The organism is Kaistia defluvii (assembly GCF_026343955.1).
GTDB classification, from domain to species: domain Bacteria; phylum Pseudomonadota; class Alphaproteobacteria; order Rhizobiales; family Kaistiaceae; genus Kaistia; species Kaistia defluvii.
In genome coordinates this window covers 317,229-334,533 of the sequence record NZ_JAPKNI010000001.1, presented here as the reverse complement: position 1 = coordinate 334,533, position 17,305 = coordinate 317,229, and the positions used below count along the sequence as shown (strand labels likewise).

The following is a 17,305-nucleotide window of genomic DNA, read 5'->3' as shown; positions in this document are numbered from 1 at the left end:
ATCGTTGCCTTTGCCGGCATTACGCGGTTCGCCCGATGGAGGATCTAGCGAACCTGGGGGGACGGCCGAGGCTCGGCCTTACAACGGGTCTTGCGCGAGTTCGATCCCATCGACATACGACTTGGGTCCGTCATGACAAACGTTTGCTGGCGGCGCAAGGGACAAGGCTTACAAGTCTTGTCGTTCGGTTAACGCACTGGAGCCCTGCATGCTGACTGCCTATGCGATCTCCGACGCCGGCCTGGCACCCGTCACGCCCGAGGCCTCGGCAGCCGGAGCCCCTCCCGCCTGGCTCGATCTCTTTGCGCCATCCCCGGAAGAGGAGCACGCGGCGGAGGCCTTTCTCGGTGCGCTGGTGCCGACGCGCGAGGAGACGCAGGAGATCGAGTTCTCCAGCCGCTTCTATGTCGAGAACGGCGTCGTGTTCATGACGGCGAGCGTCATCGCCGGCCTTGATGCCGGCCATCCGGTGCTGACCCCGTTCACCTTCGGCGTCGGCAAGTCGAAGATCGTCACGCTGCGCTATGAGGATACCAAGGCGTTCCGCCAGTTTCTGTCCGTGGCGCCGAAGCCGGATGGCGGCTGCGGAACGCCGACCGGCATCTTCAACGGCCTGCTGGAGGCGTTCATCGCCCGCACGGCCGACGTGCTGGAGCACATCGCCCAGGCCGTCGACCGGATCAACAGCGAGATCTTCACCCGCAAGGCCAGCGAGCGGATCCGCTCCAAGCGCCTGTCGATCCTGATTGGCGCGATCGGCATGCAGGGCGACCTGGCGTCCAAGGCGCGCGAGAGCCTTTCCTCGCTGGAGAGGCTGGCCCAATACGCCGCCGCCATGCTGCCGGATCAGGCGCTGAAGAATGGTAACGGCACGCGTCTCAAGCTGGCCTTGCGCGACGTGCGGTCGCTCGAGGACCACGTCAATTTCGTGCTCAACAAGATCACCTTCCTGCTCGATGCGACGTTAGGTCTCGTCGCCAACCAGCAGAACCAGGTGGTGAGCGTGCTGACGGTGGCCTCCACCATCCTGATGCCGCCCACCCTGATCGGCACCATTTACGGGATGAACTTCAAGGACATGCCGGAACTGGGCTGGGGCTTCGGCTATCCGCTGGCGCTGGGGATCATGGTGGTGTCGGCGCTGGTGCCGTTCCTCTACTTCAAGCGGCGCGGCTGGCTCTAGAGATAGGGCGTGAGCAGTCGGGTCGCAGCGTCGCGCAGCCGGATCGGCAGCCGGCGCTGGCGCAATTCCTTGACGGTGACGGGGCGCCCCTTGCTCTGCTTGGCGTCGATCAGCCGGTCGATCTCGTCGGCGAAGTCGGTGTCATAGGCTTCGACATTGAATTCGAAATTGAGCCGCAGGCTGCGCGCGTCCCAATTGGCGCTACCGAACAGCACCCAGGCGCCGTCGACCGTCATCAGCTTGGAATGGTCGAAGGGGGGCGCCGCGCGGGCGATCTGGCAACCGGCCCGGATGAGCGGCGCGAGCGAGGCGTTCATCGCCCAGTCCATATAGAACTGGTCCGATATTTCCGGCAGCAGGATCTCGACGGAAACGCCGCGCAGCGCCGCCAGTACCAACTGGGAATTGATGCGGTCGTCCGGCAGGAAATAGGGCGTCACGATGCGAATGCGGCGCTCGGCGCGCGCGATCGCCGCCGCCATCGTCCACATCAGCTTTTCATTGTCCTCATCCGGGCCGCTGGCGATGCCGCGCGCCGGGATCGTGCCGCCGGCGCCGATTTCGGGGAACCACGCTGGTCCCGCCAGCAATTCGTCCGTCGTAAAGGCCCAGTCCTCGACGAAGGTTTCCTGCAGGTGGGAGACCACTGGCCCTTCAATGCGGAAATGAACGTCCTGGACGGCGTGCCCCTCCGGGATCGCGATCTCCTGGTAGAGATTGCCGGCGCTGATGTTCATGCCGCCGGTGAAGCCGTGACGGCCATCCGCCACCATCACCTTCTTGTGGTTGCGCAGGTTGATGAACGACATCTTCCAGGGGGCGACTTCGTGCAGGAAGCGGGCAACCGGCACGCCGGCCGCCAGGAGGCGGTTATAGGCCGGATTGCTCAGATAGCCGCCGCCAATGCCATCCAGCAGCACGCGCACCGCCACGCCGCGGCCATGCGCGGCGATGAGCGCGTCGATGATCGGCCCGCCGCCCGGATCGTCATGGAAGATGTAGCCGGAAATGCCGACGCTGGTGGTCGCCGCGTCGATCGCACGGATCATCTCGGGATAGGCCTTGTGACCATCGACAAGCGGGGTGATCGCGTTGCCGGCCAGCAGGGTCCGGCCGGTGATGCGCAGGCCGAACTTGGCGAGCGGCTCGAGGTGCTCGTCCTCTCCCTGGGCGATATCGGTCGATTTCAGCGCGAAACGGGATTCCGGCGGATCGACCTCGGCGCCGGGGTCGGACAGCTTGATCGCCTTGCGGCGGACGCGGTTGACGCCCAGCAGGAAGTAGAGCAGCGGCCCGACATAGGGCGACAGCCAGGCGACGCCGATCCACGCGATCGTCGATTGCGGATTGAGCCGGGTCAGCAGCGCGTGGACCGTCACCGCCGAGGCCAGGACGATATGCAGGAACGAGAAGAAGAGGGCGAAATGATTGCCCGTCATGGCCGGATGCCATCGGACTCGAGGCGCACCGGCCTGGCCGATCGAAGGAGAGGGCTAGGGCGCACCGTTGATCTCCACGATGTTCCGGTCCGGGTCCAGCAGATAGAGTTGCGGAAACCCCGCCAGCCCCTCGCGAATGACGAAGAGGCGCATCGGGTCGCCTTCCTCTGCGTCCTCGCGAAAGCCTTCCGCGAGCAGATGGTCCAGGATTCCATAGAAATCGCGGGTGTGAAACGAGAAGTGCGCGTCGTTGTTGTCGATGGTGGCGGCGGCGCGGAACGTGCCTTGCGGATACAGGATCAGGTGAATCTGGATGCCGTGGCAGACCAGCCAGGCGCCTTCGGTCTTGAAGGGCGGGCGCGTCAGCCGCTCCAGCCCGAAGGCCCTCTGATAGAAAGCCACGGAACGCTCGAGGTCGGTGACGACGATCGAGACGTGGTGGACGCGCAGATCAAGCATTCCGATAGTCTCCCCGATCGGATGATCCGAGCCTCGCCGCCATCATCCCGGGCGAAGGATAGGGCCAAGCCGGGGTGATGTCTCGCTGGATATTGGACCGATTGCCAGGTGCGATCCTGCCGTCCCGGACCGCGCCGCGGGCGCGATCCGGATCACCATGCAGCGGCGGAGCGGGCCGATCGCCCGCCCGGCCCGTCCGCGTGGCGTGAAACGTCCTAGCGGAGGTTGCCGCAGAAGCGCTGGATGCGCGTGCAGGCCTCTTCCAGGGCTTCGGTCGAGGTGGCGTAGGAGATGCGGAAATAGGGCGCCAGGCCGAAGGCCGAGCCCTGGACGACCGCGACGCCTTCCTCTTCCAGCAGCGCAGTGACGAAGTCCTCGTCGGTCTTCAGCAGCTTGCCGCCGGCGGTGGTCTTGCCGAGGGTGCCGGCGCAGGACGGGAACACGTAGAAGGCACCTTCCGGGTTCGGGCAGACGATGCCGGCGGCCTGGTTCAGCATCGAGACCACCAGGTCGCGGCGCTTCTTGAAGATCTCGGCGTTCTTCGGGATGTAGTCCTGCGGACCGTTCAGCGCCTCGACGGCGGCCCATTGCGAGATCGACGACGGGTTCGAGGTCGACTGCGACTGGATGGTGCCGATCGCCTTGATCAGTTCGACCGGACCGCCGGCATAGCCGATGCGCCAGCCGGTCATGGCATAGGCCTTGGAAACGCCGTTCACCGTCAGCGTGCGGTCGTAGAGCCTGGGCTCGACCTCGGCGATGGTCGCGAATTCGAAGCCGTCGAAGACGAGATGCTCGTACATGTCGTCGGTCATGATCCAGACCTGCGGATGCCGGAGCAGCACGTCGGCCAGCGCCTTGAGCTCGGCCCGCGTGTAGCCGGCGCCGGTCGGGTTGGACGGCGAGTTCAGGATCAGCCACTTGGTCTTCGGCGTGATCGCGGCTTCGAGCGCGTCCGGGCCGATCTTGAAGCCCTGCGACTGCGGTCCGACGATCTCGACCGGCGTGCCGCCGCCAAGCGCCACGATCTCCGGGTAGGAGACCCAGTAGGGCGCCGGGATGATCACCTCGTCGCCGGGGTTCAGCGTCGCCATCAGCGCATTGTAGAGCACCTGCTTGCCGCCCGTGCCGACCGTGATCTGGTTCGGGGCGTAGGTCAGGTTGTTCTCGCGCTTGAACTTGGCGGCGATCGCCGCCTTCAGCTCGGGAATGCCGTCGACGGCGGTGTACTTGGTCTTGCCCTCGCGGATCGCCTGGATGGCGGCTTCCTTGACGTTCTCCGGCGTGTCGAAATCCGGCTCGCCGGCGCCGAGCCCGATGACGTCGCGACCGGCCGCTTTCAGCTCGCGCGCCTTGTTCGTGACCGCGATGGTCGCGGACGGCTTGATGCGGGCGAGGCTATCGGCGAGGAAGGCCATTGGGGGCTCCGAAAATGGAAAAACGGAAGGATTTGTGCGGCGCGGAACCTAGTCCGCGAGGGACGCGTTGGCAAGGGAAGACGACATCTTCCGGGTCGGTTCGCGATCGCATGGATCCGTTACGGCCAACGCCAAAGTGATTTGACCTTTGTCGCGGACTTTCTACTTGTTGCCCGGCGGGGTCCATACTGAAATCTGGAGAGAACGATGCTTATTCGTCGCAAGCGCGGCTGGGAAATTCCCGAGAGCCGGGCGACACCCGAATCGGTCTTTCTCAACCGGCGTGAAATCCTGGCCGCGGCCGGCATGGGGACTGTCGGCATTGCGGCGGGGGCTTTGTCGCAGCCGGGCATCGCCCACGCCGCCGAGACCGATCCGAGCGCCGGGCTTTATCCGGCCAAGCGCAATCCGCGCTACACGATCGAGCGCCCTGTGACGCCGGAGACGATCAACGCCAACTACAACAATTTCTATGAATACAGCACCGACAAGCAGCTGGCCGACGCGGCGCAGGCGCTGAAGATCCGGCCCTGGACGATCCAGTTCGGCGGCATGGTGGAAAAGGAGAAGACGGTCGACATTGACGATCTCCTCAAGGCCATGAAGCTCGAAGAGCGCCTCTATCGCCATCGCTGCGTCGAGGCCTGGTCGATGACGGTTCCCTGGACCGGATTCCCGCTGGCCGACCTCGTTGCCTTCGCCAAGCCGCTGTCGGGCGCGAAATACATCCGGATGGAGACCTTCCTGGATCCGGCCATGGCGCCGGGGCAGAACCAGCCCTTCTATCCCTGGCCCTATGTCGAGGGCCTGACCATGGCCGAGGCGACGAACGAGCTGGCCTTCATGGTGACCGGCGTCTACGGAAAGCCGCTGCTGAAGCAGATGGGCGCGCCGATCCGCCTGCACACGCCGTGGAAGTACGGCTTCAAATCGATCAAGTCGATCGTCAAGGTGAGCTTCGTCGAGGAGCAGCCGGTGAATTTCTGGCAGCAGCTGCAATCCTCGGAATACGGGTTCTGGGCGAATGTGAATCCCGAGGTGCCGCATCCGCGCTGGAGCCAGGCTTCCGAGACCGTGATCGGCACCAATGAGCGTGTGCCGACGAAGCTGTTCAACGGCTATGGGGAATTCGTCGCCGGGCTCTACAAGGGCATGGAGAGCGAGCCGCTCTATATGTGAGCATGCTCAATCCCTGAGCAATATCTGAGGTCTGGCGCCGGCAGAAATGCGGAACCTCGGCTCAGAAAAGAAAAGGCCGGGCACTCTTGCGAGGCCCGGCTAAGTCTTTGTTGCTGCGGCAGGGAAATGCGCAGCAAACACCTTCCAGAGGGGAACAGCTGAGGTCGAACCCTTCGCAGGGAGGAGGGAGCAAGGGGCCCAACGCATCAACTGTCCCGTATATGGATTGATCAGGATGCCTAATCAACCAGCAGCGGTGCATCTCAGCTATGCAATTTTGATATGACGCAACGATCCGTTCGCCTTGCGTCGAGTTGGCCGTGAAATTTCGGCGAAACATTCGGTCCCGTGGAAAGAATTTCTCCACTTCACCCCAAAATCGGCAGGCTCAAGAATACAATAAAAATACCGGGCGAGTTCGTCCCGGAATTGTCACGAATCCGTGCCTGTTTTCGTAGCGATGCGGTCAGAACTGCCAGTTCTGGGCGCTGGCCAGCATGAAGTCGCGGAATGCGGTGACGCGTGCTGAATTCTTCAGCTCCGACGGATAGCAGAAATAGGTCGGGAAGCTCGGCACCTGCGCCTCCGGCATCAGCTTCACCAGCGAGGAGCCTGCCTCGATCATGTAGTCGGGCAGGATGGCGATTCCCGTGCCGCGCTCGACGGCCGCCTTGATCGCATAGATGTTGTTGATCCGGACAACCGGCTCGCGCGGGTTGTCGGAGGAGCGGCCGGCGATTTCCAGCCAGTTCACGTCGCGGATATTGGGCGGCACCGGCACGCCGAAGGTGACGATGCGGTGGCCTTCGAGGTCGTCCAGCGTCTCGGGCTTGCCGAAGCGGGCGACGTAATCCTCCGAGGCATAGACGTGGTAATGCGCCGTGAACAGGCGGCGCTGGATCAGGTCGGGCTGCACCGGCTGCCGCAGGCGGATGGCGACATCGGCCTGGCGCATGGTGAGATCCAGCTCCTGATCGTCGAGGATCAGGTGCAGGTTCAGGTCCGGATGCAGGTCGACGAATTCGTTGAGGCGCTGGGTCAGCCAGGTCGAGCCGAGCGCTACCGTCGTGGTGATGCGCAGCGTGCCGGTCGGCTTCTCGCGCGAGTCGGTCAAGCGGATCTTCACGCCTTCGAGCTTCTGCATCACGTCCTGCGACGTGCGGTAGAGCAGCTCGCCCTGTTCCGACAGGATCAGCCCGCGCGCATGGCGATGGAAGAGGGGGACGCCGAGATCCTGCTCCAGCGCACCGACCTGGCGGCTGACGGCGGACTGGCTCATCCCCAGCGCCTCGCCGGCATGGGTAAAGGAGCCGGCCTGCGCGGCGGCATGAAAGATTCTCAGTTTATCCCAGTCCATGATCGGACAGCCCCCTCCGCAGCACCAGCCCTACTATTGCATTTATTCGGCGGCGGCTGCGGTCTCGTTCACAACCGGATGGATGGCCAGCCAGCGTTCCGCCTCAAGCGCCGCCATGCAGCCCTGTCCCGCCGCGGTCACGGCCTGGCGGAAGGTCTCATCCGTCACGTCGCCGGCGGCAAAAACGCCGGGAATGCTGGTCGCGGTCGAATCCGGCGCGGTCCAGATATAGCCGGACGGCTTCAGGTCGAGCTGGCCGCGGACGATGTCGACGGCCGGCGCATGGCCGATGGCGACGAACACGCCATGGGTTTCGCGCTCGCTGACCTCGCCGGTCACGACATTGCGGAGCCGGACACCGGTCACCGAAGGCGGGAAGCCGGTCTTGCCGAGCACCTCGTCGACGACCGTATCCCAGATGACCTCGACATTATCGAGCCCGAACAGGCGGTTCTGCAGAATGCGCTCGGCCCGGAAGTGGTCGCGACGATGGATCAGCGTCACCTTCTTGGCGATATGCGCCAGATAGAGCGCTTCCTCGACGGCCGTGTTGCCGCCGCCGACCACCACGACCTCCTTGTCGCGATAGAAGAAGCCGTCGCAGGTGGCGCAGGCGGAAACGCCGAAACCTTTGAATTTCTGCTCGCTGTCGATGCCGAGCCACTTCGCCTGCGCGCCGGTGGCGATCACCAGCGTGTCGGCGGCGTAGACCTCGCCGGAATCACCCTTGAGGATGAAGGGGCGCTGCGACAGATCGGCCTCGACGATGTGATCGGAGACCATCTTGGTGCCGACATGTTCGGCCTGGGCGCGCATCTGCTCCATCAGCCAGGGCCCTTGGATGACGTCGGCGAAGCCCGGATAGTTCTCGACATCGGTGGTGATGGTGAGCTGGCCGCCAGGCTGGACGCCGGCAATCAGCATCGGTTCCAGCATGGCGCGGGCTGCATAGATGGCGGCGGTGTAACCGGCAGGGCCGGATCCGACGATGATGAGCTTTGCGTGCTGCATGATGGGCCAGACATAATGTCGAGGCGCGCCCTTTTGAAGGCCGCGGCTCTGGAGGGTTGAGTGGAACGCATGCAAACATCCAAGCTATGCGATCCTGTGCGTTCTCGCGATCAATTGTTTCCGAATCATGGCAATTGGGCCAGACTCGAATATCCGATTGCCGACCGGCATCCCCGGCTTTCTTTCCGTTAGAGGCTCTTTAGCCGTGAGGCCCGTGTGAAAGCCCGTTTAGACGCGATCGACTGGAAGATCCTGAAGGAGCTTCAGGCTGACGGTCGCATCACCAATGTCGAGCTGGCCCGCCGCGCCGGCATCTCCGCGCCTCCCTGCCTGCGCCGCATGCGCGCGCTGGAGGAGGCGGGCATCATCGAGGGCTATCGCGCCCTGGTTGACGAAAGCGCGCTCGGCTACGACGTCACGGCCTTTGCGATGATCGGGCTTTCGAGCCAGGCCGAGGCGGACCTGACGGCGTTCGGCGCCCGTGTGCGCGACTGGTCGATCGTGCGCGAGTGCTACATGCTGTCGGGCGAGGCGGACTTCATCTTGAAATGCGTGGCCCCCACGCTGAAGTCGTTCCAGGCCTTCGTCGAGGAACTGACGGCAGCGGCCAATGTCGCCAGCGTCCGCACCACCCTCACCATCCGCCGCATCAAGGACGAACCTCTGGTTCCGATCGAGTAGGGGGCAAGCCTTCCGGCTCGGCCGCGCTTTCCGGTTCGGGGGGCGTTAACCCGGCCGCCACATAGCGCCAGAAGATTTCCTGCGTGTTGGCAGCGGCGGCGAGCAAGCCCTCGCGGCCATCCAGGAACCCGCGCTTGATTATATAGAGGCGGAGGAAGGTCCCGGCCGCGCGCTGGATCGCCTTTCCGAGCCCGCCCTTCCTGCCCGTGGCTCGCCGTTGCTCCGCTCCCGAAAGCGCGTAGCGGCGTTGCTTGTCGAGCACTTCGTCCAGGTCGCGATAGCTCAGATGCGGCATGTCGTGGGCGAGGTCGCCGACTTCGCCCTCCACCACCAGAGATTCATGCACGAGATCCGGCGTGAAGCGGGCGGCGTCGCGCCGGACGAGCCGCAGATGGCGGTCCGGATACCAGCCGCCATGTCGCAGCGGCTTGCCCAGGAAGCTGTTCAGGCGGTTGATGCGATAGCCGGCCGCGCCGTCGCGTTCGATGGCCGCGCGTATCTCCGTCGCCAGCGCCGGCGGGATCCGCTCGTCGGCGTCGATCGAGAGCACCCAGTCGCCCGTCGCCGCGTCCAGCGCGCGCTGCTTCTGGGCACCGAAACCGATCCAGTCGGTCCGGACCAGGACGCGGCATCCATGCGCTTGGGCGATCGCCAGCGTGGCATCGGACGAACCGCTGTCGACAACGACGATCTCGTCACAGAACGCCAGCGAGGCAAGGCAGGCGGGCAGGTCGCGCGCCTCGTTCCGGGTGATGATGGTCGCGGACAGCTTGGCTGCCGTCGTCCCAGAGTGCATGTCCAGTATTCCCGTCGCTATTCAATCGTGCGTCGGCATTCCCGAGTCCGGAATGCGAGAGTGTAGGTAATCGAGACTTGCTCGCGAAGCGAGTATTCCAGCGTATTGATTCCTTCCCCGGGCCCTAGATGGCGCTCAACTATCGCATCTTGAGGTTGCGGCGTATCGATGGCGCGCGCACTAATTTTATTATTGAGACTAAAAGGTCACTCTATTTTGAAAATGTGGCGCAATACGCCGAGCGGCTGAACGCATGCCGTGGTTTCCGTAGCGTCCTTGCCGGGTACGATTATAGTGTCAAGGTTCTCAGGTTCGGTGTGCAGCATCGTTGGTTGAAAACCGGAGAGCGGGGCAGAAAAGGGATGTGCATATCCGCTTGCTATCGGGCAGGCGGAATAATGGCGCCTTTTTGGGAAAGAGAGGATCCTAAGGGGGGCGCGATGGCGCGGATTTTTGACTGCTTTCTGTTGTTCAACGAGCTTGATTTGCTGGAAATACGCCTCCATGAAATGGCGCCATTCGTGCACCGCTTCGTTATTGCTGAGGCGACGACGACTTTTTCAGGCCAGAAGAAACCCTTGTATTTCGAGCGCGAGCGGGCGCGCTTCCGGGCTTTCGAGGAAAAGATCGATTACATCGTCGTCGATACCGCCGGTCTGGATGGGGATGGCTGGGATCGCCGCCGGAGGCAGTGCGATGCCCTGAAAGGGGGACTGCTCGATTCGACGCCCGAAGACATCCTCCTTCTATCCGATCTCGATGAGATTCTTTCGGCCGATACGATGGCCGCCCTGCTCGAGCAGCCGCCCCGTCCCGGCGAGGTGGTCTGTTTCGAATTGCGGATGTTCAACTATTTCCTCAACCTGGAGCTGGATGAGTTCTGGCTGCGCAGCGGCCCTCGTGCGATCCGCCGCGCGGACCTCCGCACGATGGAGCGGCTGCGCAAGGTCCATGGGCCGTCCGCCGCGTGGCAGCGGGACATGGTGCGCGCGATCAAGGCGTCCTTCCAGATGGGGCGCCCGGTGCGCCGGCGGGTCGTCCGCAACGCGGGCTGGCACTTTTCCTATCTGGGCGGCATCGATGCGATTCAGCGCAAGCTGAAGTCCTATGCGGCGCATAATACGGTGCCGGAGGACTATCTGACGTCGGACACGCTCCAGCGCCTGCTGTCGGCCGGAATTTCGATCAGCGAGATGGGAAGCCGCCAGCTGCACCATCGCGCGGTGGATCACACTTTTCCGCTCTATGTCCGCCAGAACCAGGAGCGCCTGGCCCATCTGATCGCCGCACCGGTCGGGCGCGCACGGTCCGATCGGCTTCAGCCTCTCGCGGTAAGCGTTTCGTGAGGCGGGTCGCGCCGCAGTGGCGACAGTCTCCCGCCCTGAGGGAGGCATCAGCGTGGCCAGTGGCGAACGTTATAGATAAGGCGGGCGATGACGTCAGCCTGGCGGGTGCCTTCCCGGCGGAGTTTGGCGATGCCGGTTCGGCGCTGCCGCCGCTCGCCGATCGCGCCTTCGATCTTGGTGCGGTCCATCTCCTCCACCTCGTAGGGGAGGATTGCGTTGCTCGCGAGTCCGTGCACCCAGAAGCGATCGATATACTGGTCGACCGGCTCGACCCACCGTTCGGCATGCGCGACGAGCGCTGCAGCGCCGGTCGGAGAAAGACAGTAGCATTGCCCGCCGATCGGGCCCTGCAGAAAGCGGACGAGTGTGTAGCGGGACGTCAAGGCTTTAAGCGTGCGCGTACGGCGTCTGTGCTTGCCGAACAGCCTTATCAACTTGTGTTGGTCGATGTTGGCCGCGGCGAGAGCGAGTGCATCAGCGAAACCGGGAGCGAGGAGCAAATCGTCCTCGCAGATCGCCATTGGCTCGCTGCCGGCCGCGCAGATCTGCCATGCGGCGTAGTGGCTGGCATAGCAGGCGATCTCGGCGGGCGTCAGGGGTGCGCCGAAGCGGGCCAATGTTCCAGGTTCGTCGTAGCGCGAGACAGGGACATGTTGATCTCGGCTGGCGTCAATTGCATCGAGAAATTCGTAGTCGATCTCCAGCGATCGGAATTGTTCAGCAACCAGCTGCCGCCGCCCTTTCATTCTGGCGAGGCTTATGACGAGAACACTGAGCGGGGGAGGGGAGACAGGGAAAAGGGTTCTCATCCGGTCCTGGCTGATTTGTCGATCTCTCGTCCTGTGTGGGAGGCGCGGCTCGCGGCCTCGACGTTCATAGACGTTTTGTGATTTTGGATCTTTGACCATTCTTATGCACTAGGAGATTGGTGTGCACGATAGCCGCTTGACTGGACTGAGGCGCATAGGAAAGTCGCTCAATCTTCGGCGCGTAGTACTACAGCAGGGATTTCGGGCGGCGCTTAAGGGCAAACCGCTCCCACCGGGCCCGCTTCGCATTCTGTCAAATACCGAGCAAGCCGATCAATTGCTGCTCATCAAGTTCTCAGAGCGGCTGGGTCCGATTTTCAAGGTATGGTGGGGAGGGAAATTAACGACCTGCATCGTAGGTCATGAGATCGGGCGAAGATTTCTCAACGAGAATGAGGGGAAGACTCGAGCTGCAACGACGGATCTCAGCGAGCTCTTTCCATTTGGCTTCTTGCGCGCGATGGAGGGAGAAACTCACCGCAAGTATCGCAGGATCTTTATCGACGCCCTCAAGGGGCTGAATTTGTCGGAGCACGACGCGTTCATTCGCGGGGTGATCCAGAAGACGCTGTCGGATCTTGCCGACCTTGATGGTCCTGTCTCGGCAAAGATAATCACTGAAGCCTTCAAGAAGGCCACGACCGAAATACAAATCGGCCTGATAATCGGCGTGAAATATGACGATCCCTCATACGCGCTATTTGACGAAGCTTATGAGGATTACGCCCCAAAGGGAATCTTCTTGGTCGCGAAAGATCGCAACATCACGGCGTATAGGCGTTTGCGCGAGCTTGTTGCCGATGTCGTTGCCCGAGGAAACTTCAGCCAGGATAGTTTACTTGGAATTCTTCTCGCCAAGGGAGAGCAGGAAGAGACCGTCATTGGCAATCTTATCCACATGATCGAGGTCTCACGCTTCGATCTTAAGAGCTTCTGGTTCTGGATTGTGAATCTCCTGTCCGGCGACCCGTCCAACTTGGCAATGGTCCGCAATTCACAAACGATCCGGGCGCGCAGGGAATTGGCGCGATCCATGGCGCAGGAAGCGATCCGCATGCAGCAAAGCGAGTTTATTCATCGCGCCACGACTAGCGATATCGTCTTCAACGGCTTTTTCTTCCCCAAGGATACCCGTGTCCGCATCTGCGTTTGGGAAGGGCATCGCGATCCAAATAAATTCGCGGAACCCTTCAAGTATGATCCCCAGCGCTTTCTCAGCGGCAAGCCTTCAATGGATAGCTATGCTCCATTTGGAATGGATAAGCATATATGCTTGGGTAGCGACTGGACAATCGAGACTAGTGCCACATTCATTGAAGAACTGGCATCAACACTTAGCTGGAGTGTTGAAGCAGATGGTCCACCTGTGCGGGGCGTATTTCATTTTGAGCCGAGCAACGATTTTAGCGTGCGTCTGAAGCTACTCCGGAAGGCTGAGTAGATAACCGCTGCTTGTGCACAATTACATCCGGATGTGGATTATGACCGCTAGCCATTACGACGTATATGATGATGTCATAGACGACACCGACAGGGAAGGCGTTTGCCTATTCCTGTCGGTGTCATCTTCTGTCTACCGGAACGCCACTTCCAGGACTTCGTAGGAGCGCTCGCCGCCCGGGGCGGTGACGGCGACCGTGTCGCCGGCGGTCTTGCCGATCAGGGCACGGGCGATCGGCGACGAGATCGAGATGCGGCCCGACCGGACGTCGGCCTCCAGATCGCCGACGATCTGATAGGTCTTCTCTTCCTCGGTATCCTCGTCGACCAGCTTCACCGTGGCGCCGAACTTGATCGTGTCGCCGGACAGCTTGCTGACGTCGATGATGTCGGCGCGCGAAAGCTTGTCCTCGAGTTCCGCGATGCGGCCCTCATTGTGGCTCTGGGCTTCCTTGGCCGAGTGATATTCGGCGTTCTCGGAGAGGTCGCCATGAGCGCGCGCTTCCGAGATCGCCGCGATGATGCGCGGGCGCTCTTCCGAGGTCAGACGCTTCAGCTCCACTTCGAGAGCCGCATGACCGCCAACGGTCATTGGAACCTTTTCCATGGTCTTTCTGGCCTTTTCTTCCTTCTTGGCCGCCGCCCCGAGAGGGGGGAAGCACAATAATTCAGGCGCCGGTGCCCGAAAGCGCCAGCTGCCTGACTTCAAAATCGAAGACGGCGCAGAAAATCCGCGCTCCATCCTTCGGGTGCCTGTGAGGCAAACTCTGCTTCGAGTGTCGTCCACGAATGCGGCAAGCGCAAGGGGGATGCTGGCGGACCGGAGGCCCGCAAGCGAAATGGACCTACTCGAAATAGGCCTGCAGCGGCCGCACTTCCAGGGTGCCCGTCGCATAGGCCTCGATGCCGAGCGAGGCGGCGACGGCGCCCGAAAGGGTCGTGTAATACGGCACCTTGTGGAGCAGGGCGGCGCGACGCATCGAGCGGCTGTCGCCGAGCGCGCGGGCGCCCTCGGTGGTGTTGAACACCAGCTGCACGTCGCCGTTCTTGATCGCGTCGACGATGTGCGGGCGGCCCTCGGCGACCTTGTTGATCTTCGAGCAGGCGATGCCGTTCTCGGCCAGGAAGCGCTGTGTGCCGCTGGTCGCGATGATCTTGAAGCCGAGGCCCTCGAGGCGGCACATCGATTCCAGGATGCCGGCCTTGTCCGAATCGCGCATCGACACGAACACGGTCCCCGCCTTGGGCAGCGAATTGCCGGCGCCGAGCTGGCTCTTGGCGAAGGCGACCGCGTAGTCATAGTCGAGGCCCATGACCTCGCCGGTCGAGCGCATTTCCGGGCCGAGCAGCGTGTCGACGCCGGGGAAGCGGGCGAACGGGAACACGGCTTCCTTGACCGCGATGTGGTCGCGGCGGGCCGCCTTGAGGTCGAAGCTCTCCAGGCTTTCGCCGGCCATGACGCGGGCGGCGATCTTGGCGACCGGCAGGCCGATCGTCTTGGCGACGAAAGGCACCGTGCGCGAGGCGCGCGGGTTCACTTCGAGCACGTAGATGTCGCCGTCCTTGATGGCGTACTGGACGTTCATCAGGCCGCCGACCTCGAGCGCGAGCGCGAGCTTGCGGGTCTGTTCCTCCAGCACGCCGATCATCTCGGGGCTCAGCGAATGGGGCGGCAGCGAGCAGGCGCTGTCGCCCGAATGGATGCCGGCTTCCTCGATGTGCTCCATGATGCCGGCGACGAACACCGTCCTGCCGTCGGAGAGCGCGTCGACGTCGACCTCGATCGCATCGGAGAGATAGCGGTCGAACAGCAGCGGGTTCTTGCCGAGCAGCGTGTTGATCTGGCCGGTCTTGTCGTTGGGGTAGCGAGCCTTGACCTCGGCCGGCACCAGCTCCGGCAGCGTGCCGAGCAGGTAGTCCGACAGCGTGTCGTCGTCGCGGATGATCTGCATGGCCCGGCCGCCGAGCACATAGGACGGGCGCACGACCAGCGGATAGCCGAGATCGGCGACGATCAGGCGGGCCTGCTCGACCGAATAGGCGATGCCGTTCTTGGGCTGGCGGATGCCGAGCTTGTTCAGCAGCTTCGAGAAGCGGTCGCGGTCCTCGGCCAGGTCGATCGCGTCGGGCGAGGTGCCGAGGATCGGCACGCCGGCCTCTTCGAGGGCGGCGGCGAGCTTCAGCGGGGTCTGCCCGCCGAACTGCACGATGACGCCATGCAGCGTGCCGTTCGACTGTTCGACGCGGATGATCTCCAGCACGTCCTCGGCCGTCAGCGGCTCGAAATAGAGCCGGTCCGACGTGTCGTAGTCGGTCGAGACGGTTTCCGGGTTGCAGTTGACCATGATCGCTTCATAGCCGGCATCCTTCAGCGCGAAGGCGGCATGGCAGCAGCAATAGTCGAACTCGATGCCCTGGCCGATCCGGTTGGGACCGCCGCCGAGGATGATGACCTTCTTGGCGGCAGAAGGCTCGGCCTCGCTCACCGGCGCGCCGGTGAAGGGCGCCTCGTAGGTGGAATACATGTAGGGCGTCGGCGAGGCGAATTCGGCCGCGCAGGTGTCGATCCGCTTGTAGACCGGATGCACGCCGAGCGAGGTACGCAGCGCCTTGACCTCGCTGTCCGGCCTGCCGGTCAGGTTGGCCAGCCGCTGGTCGGAGAAGCCCATCGCCTTCAACCGGCGCAGCGCGCCCGCCGTCTGCGGCAGGCCATGCGTGCGGATCTTCAGCTCGGTATCGATGATGCCCTTGATTTCCTTGAGGAACCACGGGTCGATCTTGCAGATGTCGTGCACCTGATCGACGGAAATGCCGAGCCGCATCGCCTGGGCGGCCTGCAGCAGGCGGTTGGGTGTCGGCGTGCCGATCGCGGCGCGGATCGCATTGGCGTCATCGCCCTGGCCGAGGCCGGGGATCTCGATCTCGTCGAGGCCGGAAAGGCCGGTTTCGAGACCGCGCAGCGCCTTCTGCAGCGATTCCTGGAAGGTGCGGCCGATCGCCATGACCTCGCCGACCGACTTCATCGCGGTGGTCAGCACGGGCGAGGCGCCCGGGAACTTCTCGAAGGCGAAGCGCGGGATCTTGGTGACGACATAGTCGATCGTCGGCTCGAACGAGGCCGGCGTGGCGCCGCCGGTGATGTCGTTGTCGAGTTCGTCCAGCGTGTAGCCGACGGCGAGCTTGGCCGCGACCTTGGCGATCGGGAAGCCGGTCGCCTTGGAGGCGAGCGCCGAGGAGCGCGACACGCGCGGGTTCATCTCGATGACGATCAGCCGGCCATCGGCCGGGTTGACGGCGAACTGGACGTTGGAGCCGCCCGTCTCGACGCCGATCTCGCGCAGCACCGCCAGCGAGGCGTCGCGCATGATCTGGTATTCCTTGTCGGTGAGGGTCAGCGCCGGCGCGACCGTGATCGAATCGCCGGTGTGGACGCCCATCGGATCGATGTTCTCGATCGAGCAGATGATGATGCAGTTGTCCTTCTTGTCGCGGACAACCTCCATCTCATATTCCTTCCAGCCGAGGACGGATTCCTCGATCAGGACTTCGTCGGTCGGCGAGGCATCGACGCCGCTCTCGACGATCTCGATGAACTCTTCGCGCGTATAGGCGATGCCGCCGCCGGTGCCGCCCAGCGTGAAGGAGGGACGGATGATGACCGGCAGGCCGATCTCTTCCAGCGCGGGGAGGGCTTCGGTGAGCGAATGGGCGAGTCGCGAACGCGGCGTCTCCAGCCCGATCTTCGTCATCGCATCGCGGAACCGCTCGCGGTCCTCGGCCTTGTCGATCGCCTCGGCGGTGGCGCCGATCATCTCGACGTTGAACTTGTCGAGCACGCCCATCTTCTTGAGCGAGAGCGCGCAGTTCAGCGCCGTCTGGCCGCCCATCGTCGGGAGCAGCGCGTCGGGACGCTCCTTCTCGATGATCTTGGCCACGATCTCCGGCGTGATCGGCTCGATATAGGTCGCGTGCGCGAGATCCGGATCCGTCATGATCGTTGCCGGATTCGAGTTCACGAGGATGATTCGATACCCTTCATCCTTCAGCGCCTTGCAGGCCTGGGTGCCGGAATAATCGAACTCGCAAGCCTGGCCGATAATGATGGGCCCAGCTCCGATGATCAGGATCGATTGGATATCTGTACGTTTCGGCAATTTCGTCTCGCGCGTGGCTAAAGACCCGACGCG

General features: G+C 63.1%; 14 protein-coding genes. 5 read left to right on the top strand and 9 right to left on the bottom strand.

All coding sequences use genetic code 11. The features are described 5' to 3' along the window. Positions 1-208: 208 nt before the first annotated feature. Positions 209-1,183, top strand: a complete 975-nt coding sequence (locus tag OSH10_RS01480; protein ID WP_266329690.1) for a magnesium transporter CorA family protein — start codon at positions 209-211, stop codon at positions 1,181-1,183. On the opposite strand, the gene OSH10_RS01475 is transcribed toward OSH10_RS01480, so the two are convergent. The 3 genes from OSH10_RS01475 to OSH10_RS01465 form a co-directional block, all read right to left on the bottom strand. Then, positions 1,180-2,622 carry a phospholipase D-like domain-containing protein gene (locus OSH10_RS01475; protein WP_266329688.1) on the bottom strand — a complete coding sequence of 481 codons (1,443 nt, stop codon included), beginning with the start codon at positions 2,620-2,622 and terminating at the stop codon, positions 1,180-1,182. The two genes, OSH10_RS01480 and OSH10_RS01475, sit on opposite strands and share 4 nt — an antisense overlap. A gap of 54 nt (positions 2,623-2,676) precedes the next feature. After that, positions 2,677-3,081 (bottom strand): VOC family protein, encoded by a 405-nt coding sequence (locus OSH10_RS01470; protein ID WP_266329687.1) that lies wholly within the window; start codon positions 3,079-3,081, stop codon positions 2,677-2,679. Between the two features lie 215 nt (positions 3,082-3,296). Next, positions 3,297-4,499, bottom strand: coding sequence for a pyridoxal phosphate-dependent aminotransferase (locus OSH10_RS01465; RefSeq protein WP_266329686.1), 1,203 nt, complete (start codon positions 4,497-4,499; stop codon positions 3,297-3,299). 207 nt (positions 4,500-4,706) lie between these two features. Here OSH10_RS01465 and msrP point away from each other — a divergent pair, with 207 nt between their 5' ends. Then, entirely contained in the window at positions 4,707-5,678 is a 972-nt protein-coding gene (gene msrP, locus OSH10_RS01460; protein WP_266329684.1) for a protein-methionine-sulfoxide reductase catalytic subunit MsrP, read from the top strand. A gap of 466 nt (positions 5,679-6,144) precedes the next feature. Here the strand turns inward: msrP and OSH10_RS01455 are convergent, their stop codons facing one another. Next, positions 6,145-7,035: a LysR family transcriptional regulator gene (locus OSH10_RS01455; RefSeq protein WP_266329683.1), complete on the bottom strand. Its 891-nt coding sequence runs from the start codon at positions 7,033-7,035 to the stop codon at positions 6,145-6,147. Positions 7,036-7,077: 42 nt separating this feature from the next. Next, positions 7,078-8,046 (bottom strand): thioredoxin-disulfide reductase, encoded by a 969-nt coding sequence (gene trxB / locus OSH10_RS01450; protein ID WP_266329682.1) that lies wholly within the window; start codon positions 8,044-8,046, stop codon positions 7,078-7,080. Positions 8,047-8,262: 216 nt separating this feature from the next. Here trxB and OSH10_RS01445 point away from each other — a divergent pair, with 216 nt between their 5' ends. Further along, positions 8,263-8,727, top strand: a complete 465-nt coding sequence (locus tag OSH10_RS01445; protein ID WP_266329681.1) for an Lrp/AsnC family transcriptional regulator — start codon at positions 8,263-8,265, stop codon at positions 8,725-8,727. Here the strand turns inward: OSH10_RS01445 and OSH10_RS01440 are convergent. Beyond that, entirely contained in the window at positions 8,696-9,523 is an 828-nt protein-coding gene (locus OSH10_RS01440) for a glycosyltransferase family 2 protein (protein ID WP_266329679.1), read from the bottom strand. The genes OSH10_RS01445 and OSH10_RS01440 overlap by 32 nt on opposite strands. Positions 9,524-9,651: 128 nt before the next feature. Between OSH10_RS01440 and OSH10_RS01435 the strand changes: the two genes are divergently transcribed. Further along, positions 9,652-10,869 (top strand): glycosyltransferase family 17 protein, encoded by a 1,218-nt coding sequence (locus tag OSH10_RS01435; protein ID WP_266329677.1) that lies wholly within the window; start codon positions 9,652-9,654, stop codon positions 10,867-10,869. 47 nt (positions 10,870-10,916) lie between these two features. On the opposite strand, the gene OSH10_RS01430 is transcribed toward OSH10_RS01435, so the two are convergent. Further along, the gene (locus OSH10_RS01430; protein ID WP_266329675.1) at positions 10,917-11,678 is read right to left on the bottom strand and encodes a glycosyltransferase family 25 protein; all 762 of its coding nucleotides are present in this window, start codon (positions 11,676-11,678) and stop codon (positions 10,917-10,919) included. 121 nt (positions 11,679-11,799) lie between these two features. Here OSH10_RS01430 and OSH10_RS01425 point away from each other — a divergent pair, with 121 nt between their 5' ends. Beyond that, positions 11,800-13,119: a cytochrome P450 gene (locus tag OSH10_RS01425; RefSeq protein ID WP_266329674.1), complete on the top strand. Its 1,320-nt coding sequence runs from the start codon at positions 11,800-11,802 to the stop codon at positions 13,117-13,119. Between the two features lie 132 nt (positions 13,120-13,251). Here OSH10_RS01425 and greA read toward each other — a convergent pair whose 3' ends face one another. After that, positions 13,252-13,725: a transcription elongation factor GreA gene (gene greA, locus OSH10_RS01420; protein WP_266329673.1), complete on the bottom strand. Its 474-nt coding sequence runs from the start codon at positions 13,723-13,725 to the stop codon at positions 13,252-13,254. Between the two features lie 238 nt (positions 13,726-13,963). Next, complete coding sequence (gene carB, locus OSH10_RS01415) at positions 13,964-17,272, bottom strand: carbamoyl-phosphate synthase large subunit (RefSeq protein ID WP_266329672.1); 3,309 nt, start codon at positions 17,270-17,272, stop codon at positions 13,964-13,966. Between the last annotated feature and the right edge of the window lie 33 nt (positions 17,273-17,305).